The sequence below is a fragment of the Citrobacter sp. CK188 genome (genome assembly GCF_030333525.1).
Lineage (GTDB): Bacteria > Pseudomonadota > Gammaproteobacteria > Enterobacterales > Enterobacteriaceae > Citrobacter_B > Citrobacter_B koseri.
The window spans coordinates 14,868-25,667 of record NZ_JAOWFU010000034.1; the positions used below are offsets into that span (position 1 = coordinate 14,868).

Consider the following 10,800-nt stretch of genomic DNA (forward strand, 5'->3'; position numbering starts at 1 on the left):
CTCCTGACTACTGACTTTTCGGGCAATGTAAGCGCGACATCTGGCCTTGCCTGCCCAAAGGGGAAATGAGTTTAACGCTGATGCTGACACATCCCGCTTGTGTTGTCTGCATTCGGTTGGCCTGCCAGCTTTCGGGAGGTGAAAATGAATACAGCGCCGTTTGCTGCCAGCCGTACTGCCAGAGCTGTTGATATTGCGCCCTGACGACAAGACTCGTCATCAACGCCCGCTGATAACCCGATAACGCGGTGACGGTGATCACCAGCAGCGCCATCGCCAGTATCACTTCCGGCAGACTAAAACCACGCTGCCTGTTCAGGGTATCTGGCATAACGCCACCTCACTCAACGGGCAAAAATCGCTCCATCCATGCGGAGAAAATACAACGCCGCTTTCCTCCAGAGCACCCAGGCGCCAGACCGATGCGCCATCATACTGCGCAATCAATAAAGCGGTGTTGTTCCCGAGCAGGCGCAGGCAAACGCGGGCATTCGGCGTGGTGTATTGCCGACACTCAACCGCAGCCTGCGCCGACCATGACTGCATCCTTCCCCATTCCAGCGCCGACTGCGCCACCGCCTGACGCTGCAAGGCCCGGCTTTCTGTCGCCACCAGAGTGGAAAAACTCGCCTGCTGCTGGTTTGCCCCCTGAAGCAGCAGGCTGCCTAATACCAGCAGCAAAAGCACCATCGCCAGAGAAGACACACCCCGTTCACGTTTCACAGATTAAACCCGGTGACGCTGTATTGCGCCTCAACAGCGGTTTTAGAAGCCGCTTTACTACGCCCCTGAAGAGACAGCGTCAGTACCGGCGCAAAACCGGGCATCTCCTGACGCTCAACGTTAAATGCCTCAATCTGTACCGTATCGGGATCGGTCATTTTATCCCACCCTTTATCTGCGCATGATATTGCCCCACGCAGTGTTTCCAGCGTTTTATTGTTTAAACGAAACCCGGTCTGTTCGGCCTCTTTTCCCGGCGCAGTCTCCCAGCGCCCGTTATTATTGGCATCCCACTGTACGATAACGCACTCCCCCTGCCCGGCAATCACCAGTCCTCTCCCTGCGCAGTTTCCCCGGCAATATCCCGCGCGTTGCAGGTGTTTTGCCACGGTATAAGCACGCTGCCAGATCTCATCTTCCAGCAACAGCTGCCGCGTGGTCTGTAGAATCTCACGCTGTAGCGCGGGTAAAAATCGTGCCGCGCCGAGCAGTAGCATGCTGCTTATCGCCATCGCGATAAGTACCTCCAGCAGAGAAAAACCGCGCTCGTTCATCGACATGCTTCGGCCTCGCGTCCCTCACAGAGCCGGATTCGCCCCCAGGACGAAACCACCAGACGCCATTCGCCCGCGGCATTTTTCAGGCGGATATGCCCGGCCCAGGCGGTATTGCGCAGACCAAAAAACGCCAGCGAGGGGGTGATCTCCACCATGTCGATATCGCGCCATGCTGGAATAAAGACAAACGGCGCGTCTGGTGTACAGGCACCTTGCGCCGAAGCAGCGCTGACAAAGCACCAGCCGCCGCGTTCTCTGATGACCTGAACAATGTGATCCCGGTTGTGCCAGTTCGCATCCTCACGCAGTTGCAGCAAATAATCCCGCAGCTGGCTGGCGGTTTGCCATAACCGTTGCTGCTGTTGCCAACGCTGCCAGCCATAGAGTCCTGTGGCGCTAAGGCTAACCATAAGAAGCATTGCGACCATTGTTTCAATGAGCGTATAGCCCTGTTGTTTTTTCATAGCGGCAGTATGCCGGGGGCGGAGAAAATGACGAGGCAAGAATGCAGATTATTCGGCGCGTTACGAGAAACAGTTATCGTATTACAGCGCGTTGCAAAAATTCGGGAATCAGCGCCGAAGAATGGCGTACAGGATAAAAAAAACCGACGCGCAAGGGCGTCGGTTATGACAGGATGAGCTCAGGTCAGATAGCGACCGGCGCTTTAATGCCAGGATGCGGATCGTAGCCTTCAATCTCAAAATCTTCAAAACGGTAGTCGAAGATAGAGTCAGGCTTACGTTTGATCACCAGTTTCGGCAGCGCGCGCGGTTCGCGGCTTAACTGTAGGTGCGTCTGTTCCATATGGTTGCTGTACAGGTGCGTGTCGCCGCCGGTCCAGACAAAGTCGCCCACTTCCAGGTCGCACTGTTGCGCCATCATATGCACCAGTAACGCATAGCTGGCGATATTAAACGGCAGTCCCAGGAAGACGTCGCAGGAGCGCTGATACAGCTGGCAGGAGAGCTTGCCGTCCGCAACATAGAACTGGAAGAACGCATGACACGGCGCCAGCGCCATTTTATCGAGCTCGCCGACGTTCCAGGCGGAAACAATAATACGGCGGGAGTCCGGGTCATTTTTCAACTGGTTCATGACCGTGGTGATCTGGTCAATATGGCGACCGTCCGGCGCAGGCCATGCGCGCCACTGTTTGCCATATACCGGGCCTAAATTACCGTTTTCATCGGCCCATTCGTCCCAGATCGTCACATTGTTTTCATGCAGGTAAGCGACGTTGGTATCGCCTTGCAGGAACCACAACAGCTCGTGAATGATGGAGCGTAAATGGCAGCGCTTCGTCGTCACCAGCGGAAATCCTTCCCGCAGGTTAAAACGCATCTGATGACCAAAAATGGAAAGCGTTCCGGTTCCGGTACGGTCGTTTTTCTGTGTGCCTTCATCCAGCACTTTTTGCATCAGTTCTAAATACTGTTTCATGGTTCCTCAGGAAACGTGTTGCTGTGGGCTGCGGCGGTAAGCCCAAACCATCATGATCACACCAGCGACAATCATCGGGATAGAGAGAATCTGCCCCATGCTGATGTACTGTACCCATGCGCCGGTAAACTGCGCATCCGGCTGGCGGAAGAATTCAACAATGATACGAAACGCGCCATAGCCAATCAGGAACAGGCCAGAGACAGCCCCCATCGGGCGCGACTTGCGGATAAACAGGTTAAGAATAATGAACAGCACGATACCTTCCAGCACCAGCTCATACAGCTGGGACGGATGGCGGGGCAGAACGCCATAGGTATCAAAGATCGACTGCCACTGCGGGTTTGACGGCAACAGCGCGATATCTTCCGCGCGAGAACCCGGGAACAGCATGGCAAACGGGAAGCTCGGATCGACACGCCCCCACAGCTCGCCGTTGATAAAGTTCCCCAGACGCCCTGCGCCTAAACCAAAAGGAATCAGCGGCGCGATAAAATCGGATACCTGGAAGAAAGAACGTTTAGTGCGTCTGGCGAAGATCACCATCACCAGAATGACACCGATCAGGCCGCCGTGGAAGGACATGCCGCCATCCCAGACGCGGAACAGATAGAGCGGATTTTCCAGGAACAGCGGGAAGTTGTAGAACAGGACGTAACCAATACGGCCACCGAGGAAAACGCCGAGAAAACCGGCATAGAGTAAGTTTTCAACTTCGTTTTTGGTCCAGCCGCTGCCCGGACGGTTTGCCCGGCGAATCGCCAGCCACATTGCAAAGACAAAACCGACCAGGTACATCATGCCGTACCAGTGCAGCGCAACGGGCCCAATTGAGAAAATGACCGGATCAAATTCCGGAAAATGCAGATAGCTACTGGTCATCTGTCACCACAAGTTCTTGTTATTTCGCTGAAAATAGACAGCAATTGATATGCACGCCAGCCGTTCACAGGCGCTCCAAAGGAGCGAATGATAGCACAAGGGGTGCATCGGTGATGCCGGGAAGATGTAAAAGATCTGTATAGGCTATCAATGACAATCCCAGGAATGCCTGATGGCGCTTACGCTTATCAGGCCTACAGACGGCACAACACCTTTGCCTGATGGCGCTTACGCTTATCAGGCCTACAGACGGCACAACATCTTTGCCTGATGGCGCTACGCTTATCAGGCCTACGAACCGCGCAACACCTTTGCCTGATGGCGCTTACGCTTATCAGGCCTACAGACCGCGCAACACCTTTGCCTGATGGCGCTTACGCTTATCAGGCCTACAAACGGCACAACACCTTTGCCTGATGGCGCTACGCTTATCAGGCCTACGGACCGCACAACATCTTTGCCTAATGGCGCTGCGCTTATCAGGCCTACGAATGGCACCGCGCCGTAGGCCGGATAAGGCGCGTGCGCCGCCATCCGGCAATCAAGGGCACTGCGCCTGTCACAACCCCCCGCGTATCAGGCCCCCCATGCCACGGCGCTCCATAAACGCCGCCACCTGATGACGCACTTCCGTCGCCATTTGCGCTTCCAGACTGCGCTGCGCCAGCGTTTGCGCGTCTTCATAATCAATGTGCCGCAGCAGGTATTTCACGCGCGCGACGGAGCGACCGTTCATCGACAGATGGCGGAATCCCAGGCCTATCAGGATCGCCACACACATCGGATCGCCCGCCATTTCACCGCATAGCCGCAAATCAAGCCCCTGTTTTTCGGCTTCCTGAGCGATCATCGCCAGCGCACGTAACATCCCCGGGTGCAGGCTGTCGTAAATACTGGCCACACGCGTATTGTTGCGATCAACCGCCAGGATATACTGCGTCAGATCGTTGGTGCCAACGGAGATAAAATCGACCCGGTTCGCCAGTTGCGGCAGCATAAATACCATCGACGGCACTTCCAGCATGATCCCAATGCGCGGCCTGGGGATCGCGTAACCGATCATCTCTTCGACTTCACGCCCGGCACGCTCAATCAGGCGTCGCGCTTCATCCACTTCATCAATGCTGGTGACCATCGGCAGTAAAATGCTCAGGTTGCCGGTCGCGGCGTTGGCGCGCAGCATCGCACGCACCTGGATCAGGAAGATCTCCGGCTGATCGAGCGTAATACGAATGCCGCGCCAGCCCAGGCACGGGTTTTCTTCGCTGATCGGCATATAGGGCAGTTGCTTGTCCGCGCCGACATCCAGCGTACGCAGAGTCACCGGTTTGTCGTTAAACATTTGCAGCATCCCCTGATACTGCGCCACCTGCTCTTCTTCCGAGGGGAAACCGCTTTGCAACATGAACGGAATTTCGGTGCGATAAAGCCCGATACCGTCGATACGGCTGCCCAGCTTCTCTTCATGTTCCGGGCTTAACCCTGCATTAAGCATCACCTTAACGCGTTCGCCGCTTTTCAGATGCGCGGGCAGATTGACATCATCTTCCGCCAGCCGGCTTAGTTCATTCTCTTCGCTGATAAGCCGCTGATATTCCTGCAACAATACCGGTTCAGGATCGACCAGCAGTTCCCCGCGATAGCCATCCACCACCAGCGTGCGGTGATGAAGAACCGAAGGCTGAATATCCGCGCCCATCACGGTCGGAATACCGAGCGCGCGCACCATAATCGCCGCATGCGAGTTAGCCGCGCCGTCGCGAACCACGACGCCGGCCAGTCTGTCCTGCGGCAGTTCCGCCAGCGTGGTGGCTGAGAGTTCGTCCGCCACCAGCACAAAACGCTCGGGCCATGTGTTCGGCCCCTGAATGGTGTCATCCAGGTGGAATAACAGACGCTGGCCCAGCGCGCGTAAATCTCCGGCACGCTCTTTGAGGTAGCCATCCGTCAGGGCGGCAAACTGCTCGGCAAACTTTTCGATGACTTTTTTGACGGCCCACTCCGCCACCGCGCCTTTATCGACTTCGGCAAACAGTTCACGACGCAGTCGGGCATCAGAAAGCAGGTGTGAATACAGATCGAAGATCGCCGCCGTCTCTTTCTGCGCGCCAGCGGCAAAGCGCTTACTGTAACGACGAAATTCGTTAGCGGCCTCTTCCAGCGCGCCGGTCAGCCGCTCGCGCTCAAGCGCCGGGTCAAGGGTGGAGGCTTCGTAGACCTGCTCCATCAGCGGCAACGTTGCATCCTGCCAGCCTTCCGCTATCGCCACGCCGGGCGCGGCGGGTAGCGCACGGATGCGCGTATGGCGGTATTGACCAAATAACGCGGTTAGCTGCGTCTGCGAAAGGATAGCCGCCATCTGGGTCGCCAGCGTAACGAGGAAAGACTCTTCGCTTTCATCGTACTGGCGCAGTTCACGCTGCTGTACCACCAGCACCCCCAGTAGCTGGCGGCGCTGGATAATCGGCACGCCCAGAAAAGCGCGGAAACGCTCCTCTTTTACTGACGGGATGTATTTAAAGCTGGGGTGTTTCTGCGCATCGGCAAGGTTGATCGGTTCCGCCAGCCTGCCAACCAGGCCGACGATACCTTCATCAAATGCGAGTGTGACAGTACGGCCACGCGGTTTTTTTAGCCCTCGCGTCGCCATGAGGTAGTAACAACGTCGGTCGTGATCGGCCAGATAGACCGAACAGACCTCTGTATCCATCGCAAGACAGATATCAGTGACCAGAATATTCAGCGCCTCGTTAAGGCGCGGCGCACTGGCCACCTTTTCCACTATTTCGCGCAGGCGGGTGAGCATAATTTGCGTAGCTTTAACCTCTTTTACGTCGCCAGGCAGGTGCGTTTTGTGGCTTCGGCGTACTCTCCTGAAGCGCCATCACGACACTTGCGAACTCTTTCATCACCCTGCGGTAGACATCGCGTTTAAATGACACCACCTGCCTGACCGGGTACCAGTAACTTACCCAGCGCCAGCCATCAAACTCAGGGGTGCTGCTGGTTTGCATATTGATTTCCGCATCAGCGCTCATCAATTGCAGAAGAAACCATTTTTGTTTCTGGCCGATACAAACCGGCTTCGTGTCCCAACGCACCAAACGTTTCGGTAACTTGTAACGCAACCAGTTGCGAGTAGAAGCAAGTATCCGCACATCTTTACGGCTCAACCCGACTTCTTCAAACAGTTCCCGGTACATCGCTTGTTCTGCTGACTCCCCTGAATTTATCCCGCCTTGCGGGAATTGCCAGGAGTGCTGACCAAATCGCCGGGCCCACATAACCTGCCCCTGGCGATTACAAATTACGATACCTACATTTGGGCGGTAGCCATCGTCATCAATCACCGGACTACCTCAACATAAACCTTATATATGAATGATTGTTTCACACTCCAGAGAGACGGTAAACCACTCTGTTAGGCGTACGCGCTACTAATAACAATTGAATAACTCACAGCAAATAGCCGAGTTATAAACAGAGAGGTGTGTTCACAGACGATTTTATTCACCTTTTCTGTGGATATAGTTGTGAAGAAGTACGGAATTACTACGGGAAAACCCGGAACAGTCTGAATTGGGCGGCAAACACCATCAAAAAATAGCCTCGTAAATTCATTAAGTTAAATGCAAAACCTGCGACCATTCGTGCTAAATCGTGACAGCCATCACATTGAAGATCGTCAGGCTGATGAAAGATCAACCACCGTCGCTTTTATCCACAGATTGTGCCAATAAGTTAGGCACAATTTGTGTAAAAATTCGATTTTCGTCGCACGTCAAGGCTGTAAATTGAAACAGTAGTGGCGGTTTTTCACAGTTATCCCATCTTTCTGTGGATAACATGGTGTAAGATCCTGTTTATTTTCAGTGACCAGATTTGGAAAACCCATTTCTCTGTTGCGCAACTTGCAGAATCAGATCCTAAAAACCAATATAAATCATGCGATTGAACATCGCGTGTGGAAATCGTTAAACTCTGTTCATACGGTATAAAATCATTGTTCACTTTTTCGCCTAAGGTATAACGTCATGCCCGGACTCCACCCGCTACTTTCTCCGCCAGCATCTGAAGCCCTTTTGCTTGCCCAGGCGCAGCAGCTTTCAGGTTACTCGCTGGGCGAACTGGCGGCGCTGGCCGGTTTAGTGGCCCCTAAAGATTTGAAGCGGGATAAAGGCTGGATTGGCGTGCTGCTGGAGATCTGGCTCGGCGCCAGCGCCGGTAGCAAACCGGAACAAGATTTCGCCGCGCTTGGCGTGGAGCTGAAAACCATTCCCGTCGATAGCCTTGGCCGCCCGCTGGAAACCACGTTTGTCTGCGTCGCGCCGCTAACCGGCAACAGCGGCGTGACGTGGGAAACAAGTCACGTCCGCCACAAATTAAAACGTGTGTTATGGGTTCCCGTAGAGGGGGATCGCAGTATTCCGTTAGCCGATCGGCGCGTCGGTTCCCCACTGTTGTGGAGCCCAAATGAAGAAGAAGACCAGCAGCTTCGCCTCGACTGGGAAGAGTTGATGGACATGATTGTGCTGGGTCAGGTTGAGCGGATCACCGCCCGGCATGGCGAATTTTTACAACTGCGGCCAAAAGCGGCGAATGCCAAAGCCCTTACCGAAGCAATTGGCGCGCAGGGAGAGACCATTCTGACGCTGCCGCGCGGCTTTTATCTGAAAAAGAACTTCACTCGCACGCTGCTGGCCCGCCATTTCCTGTTACAGGGCTAACAGGCACAGACTGGACTTTCACCTGCCGCATTGCGCGCCTATAATTAGCGCTTCTTTTTTTTGGCAGGACTTTGTTCGATGTTATTTGCATGGGTAACCGATCCTAACGCCTGGCTCGCGCTCGGTACGCTGACGCTGCTGGAGATCGTTCTTGGGATCGACAATATTATTTTCCTCTCTCTGGTGGTGGCGAAACTTCCTACAGCGCAACGGAATCACGCCCGACGCCTTGGGCTGGCGGCGGCGATGGTAATGCGCCTGGCTTTGCTGGCTTCTATCGCCTGGGTCACACGCCTGACAAACCCGCTGTTCGAGGTTTTCGGCGAAGCGATTTCCGCCCGCGATCTGATCCTGCTGCTGGGTGGGTTGTTCCTGATCTGGAAAGCCAGTAAAGAAATTCACGAATCGATTGAAGGCGAGGAAGAAGGGCTGAAAACGCGCGTCTCCTCCTTCCTGGGCGCGATTGTCCAGATCATGATGCTGGATATTATTTTCAGCCTTGATTCCGTCATCACGGCGGTGGGCCTCTCAGATCATCTGTTTATCATGATGGCGGCAGTTGTGATTGCCGTCGGCGTGATGATGTTCGCGGCGCGCCCTATCGGCGAGTTTGTTGACCGCCACCCTTCCGTAAAAATGCTGGCGCTCTCTTTCCTGATTCTGGTCGGCTTTACCCTGATTCTGGAAAGTTTCGATGTACACGTTCCGAAAGGGTACATCTACTTCGCCATGTTCTTCTCTATCGCGGTAGAGAGCCTGAACCTGATGCGCAATAAAAAGAACCCTCTCTGATTCACTCTTTCGCTCCCTGTAAGGGGAGCGAATACCCGCAATGCCGCTCCCGTTCCTCACAGTTTAAGATTTTACTGCTTTTATCAGACATAACTTCAGGTTATTACTAGACTATTATCAGACGCAGGCCACGTGAGGATAAATGGATGAAAAAATGGGCAGTTGTGATTTCCGCTGTAGGACTGGCTTTTGCTGTTTCTGGATGTAGCAGCGATTATGTAATGGCGACCAAAGATGGTCGGATGATTCTGACCGACGGTAAACCAGAAATTGACGATGATACGGGTCTGGTGAGCTACCACGATCAGCAAGGCAACGCGATGCAAATCAATCGTGACGAAGTCTCTCAGATCATTGAACGCTAATTGTTGAGGTCAGCAGCCCTGCTGGCCTTAGAATTTTCTCTTTCCCTTTTCTCTTCCCTCTGCCATTTTTATATTCCTTTGTCGGGATTTACTGACTTCATAATAAGAAGGAAACGGCTATGCACTATCACCGTATACCCCACAGCTCGCTTGAAATAAGTACACTGGGGCTGGGCACAATGACGTTTGGTGAACAAAACAGCGAAGCCGACGCACATGCACAGCTCGATTACGCCGTGGATCAGGGCATTAACCTGATCGACGTCGCCGAAATGTATCCGGTGCCTCCACGCCCGGAAACCCAGGGGCTAACGGAAACCTATGTCGGTAACTGGCTTGCTAAACACGGCAGCCGTGAGAAGCTGGTTATCGCTTCCAAGGTAAGCGGCCCATCGCGTAATAACGACAGCGGAATTCGCCCCAATCAGGCGCTGGATCGTAAAAATATCCGTGAGGCCTTACACGACAGCCTCAAACGCCTGCAAACCGACTATCTGGATCTGTATCAGGTTCACTGGCCGCAGCGCCCGACCAACTGCTTCGGCAAGCTGGGCTACAGCTGGACGGATTCGGCTCCGGTTGTCACGCTGCTCGAAACGCTGGATGCGCTGACGGAGTTCCAGCGCGCGGGCAAAATTCGCTACATCGGCGTCTCTAACGAAACGGCCTTCGGCGTCATGCGCTATCTGCATCTGGCGGATAAACATGACCTGCCGCGCATTGTCACTATCCAGAACCCTTACAGCCTACTGAACCGCAGTTATGAGGTGGGATTAGCGGAAGTCAGCCAATATGAAGGCGTCGAGCTGCTGGCCTACTCTTGCCTGGCATTCGGTACGTTGACCGGTAAATATCTGAATGGCGCCAAACCCGCCGGCGCGCGCAACACCCTGTTTAGCCGCTTTACGCGCTACAGCGGCGAGCAGGCGCAAAAGGCGGTTGCGGCCTACGTCGACATCGCCAGACGCCACAACCTCGATCCGGCCCAGATGGCGCTGGCGTTTGTGCGTCGTCAGCCGTTCGTCGCCAGCACCCTGTTGGGCGCAACGACGATGGCGCAGTTAAAAACCAACGTTGAGAGTTTGCATCTGGAGTTAAGCGAAGAGGTGCTGGCAGAGATCGAAGCGGTGCATCAGGTTTATACCTACCCGGCACCGTAATGCGCATATCCGGCGTTTCTGCCTGATGGCGCTACGCTTATCAGGCCTACCAACAGCACCATACCGTAGGCCGGATAAGGCACTTGTGCCGCCATCCGGCGCTTCTGCCTGATGGCGCTGCGCTTATCAGGCCTACCGGCAGCACCATACC

The 10,800-nt window shown here is 54.5% G+C and carries 13 protein-coding genes; 4 read left to right on the top strand and 9 right to left on the bottom strand.

Annotated elements, in window-relative coordinates:
- Positions 1-7: 7 nt before the first annotated feature.
- The 9 genes from OGV67_RS13740 to OGV67_RS22175 all read right to left on the bottom strand — a co-directional run bounded on the left by OGV67_RS13740 (position 8) and on the right by OGV67_RS22175 (position 7,453).
- Positions 8-331: a prepilin-type N-terminal cleavage/methylation domain-containing protein gene (locus OGV67_RS13740; RefSeq protein WP_115614456.1), complete on the bottom strand. Its 324-nt coding sequence runs from the start codon at positions 329-331 to the stop codon at positions 8-10.
- Positions 316-723, bottom strand: coding sequence for a DUF2509 family protein (locus OGV67_RS13745; protein ID WP_112001589.1), 408 nt, complete (start codon positions 721-723; stop codon positions 316-318). Before OGV67_RS13745 ends, OGV67_RS13740 begins: the two co-directional genes overlap by 16 nt.
- On the bottom strand, positions 720-1,283 hold the full coding sequence (locus tag OGV67_RS13750) for a prepilin peptidase-dependent protein (protein ID WP_115614455.1): 564 nt from the start codon (positions 1,281-1,283) through the stop codon (positions 720-722). The genes OGV67_RS13745 and OGV67_RS13750 overlap by 4 nt, the downstream gene beginning before the upstream one ends.
- On the bottom strand, positions 1,274-1,744 hold the full coding sequence (locus tag OGV67_RS13755) for a prepilin peptidase-dependent protein (RefSeq protein WP_012134942.1): 471 nt from the start codon (positions 1,742-1,744) through the stop codon (positions 1,274-1,276). The genes OGV67_RS13750 and OGV67_RS13755 overlap by 10 nt, the downstream gene beginning before the upstream one ends.
- A 184-nt stretch (positions 1,745-1,928) precedes the next feature.
- The gene (thyA, locus tag OGV67_RS13760) at positions 1,929-2,723 is read right to left on the bottom strand and encodes a thymidylate synthase (protein ID WP_012134943.1); all 795 of its coding nucleotides are present in this window, start codon (positions 2,721-2,723) and stop codon (positions 1,929-1,931) included.
- A gap of 6 nt (positions 2,724-2,729) precedes the next feature.
- Positions 2,730-3,605 carry a prolipoprotein diacylglyceryl transferase gene (lgt, locus tag OGV67_RS13765; RefSeq protein ID WP_047461522.1) on the bottom strand — a complete coding sequence of 292 codons (876 nt, stop codon included), beginning with the start codon at positions 3,603-3,605 and terminating at the stop codon, positions 2,730-2,732.
- 559 nt (positions 3,606-4,164) lie between these two features.
- Complete coding sequence (ptsP, locus tag OGV67_RS13770) at positions 4,165-6,411, bottom strand: phosphoenolpyruvate--protein phosphotransferase (RefSeq protein WP_012134945.1); 2,247 nt, start codon at positions 6,409-6,411, stop codon at positions 4,165-4,167.
- A 13-nt stretch (positions 6,412-6,424) separates the two neighbouring features.
- Entirely contained in the window at positions 6,425-6,955 is a 531-nt protein-coding gene (gene rppH, locus OGV67_RS13775) for an RNA pyrophosphohydrolase (RefSeq protein WP_024130909.1), read from the bottom strand.
- A 351-nt stretch (positions 6,956-7,306) separates the two neighbouring features.
- The gene (locus OGV67_RS22175; RefSeq protein ID WP_047461519.1) at positions 7,307-7,453 is read right to left on the bottom strand and encodes a hypothetical protein; all 147 of its coding nucleotides are present in this window, start codon (positions 7,451-7,453) and stop codon (positions 7,307-7,309) included.
- A gap of 186 nt (positions 7,454-7,639) precedes the next feature.
- Between OGV67_RS22175 and mutH the strand changes: the two genes are divergently transcribed.
- From mutH to OGV67_RS13795, 4 genes are all read left to right on the top strand, one after another.
- Positions 7,640-8,332, top strand: coding sequence for a DNA mismatch repair endonuclease MutH (gene mutH, locus OGV67_RS13780; RefSeq protein ID WP_115614453.1), 693 nt, complete (start codon positions 7,640-7,642; stop codon positions 8,330-8,332).
- Between the two features lie 78 nt (positions 8,333-8,410).
- Positions 8,411-9,124 carry a TerC family protein gene (locus OGV67_RS13785; RefSeq protein ID WP_049012027.1) on the top strand — a complete coding sequence of 238 codons (714 nt, stop codon included), beginning with the start codon at positions 8,411-8,413 and terminating at the stop codon, positions 9,122-9,124.
- 146 nt (positions 9,125-9,270) lie between these two features.
- On the top strand, positions 9,271-9,489 hold the full coding sequence (gene ygdR, locus OGV67_RS13790) for a lipoprotein YgdR (RefSeq protein WP_012134951.1): 219 nt from the start codon (positions 9,271-9,273) through the stop codon (positions 9,487-9,489).
- A 119-nt stretch (positions 9,490-9,608) separates the two neighbouring features.
- Positions 9,609-10,649 (top strand): NADP(H)-dependent aldo-keto reductase, encoded by a 1,041-nt coding sequence (locus OGV67_RS13795; RefSeq protein WP_047461513.1) that lies wholly within the window; start codon positions 9,609-9,611, stop codon positions 10,647-10,649.
- The last annotated feature ends 151 nt before the right edge of the window (positions 10,650-10,800 follow it).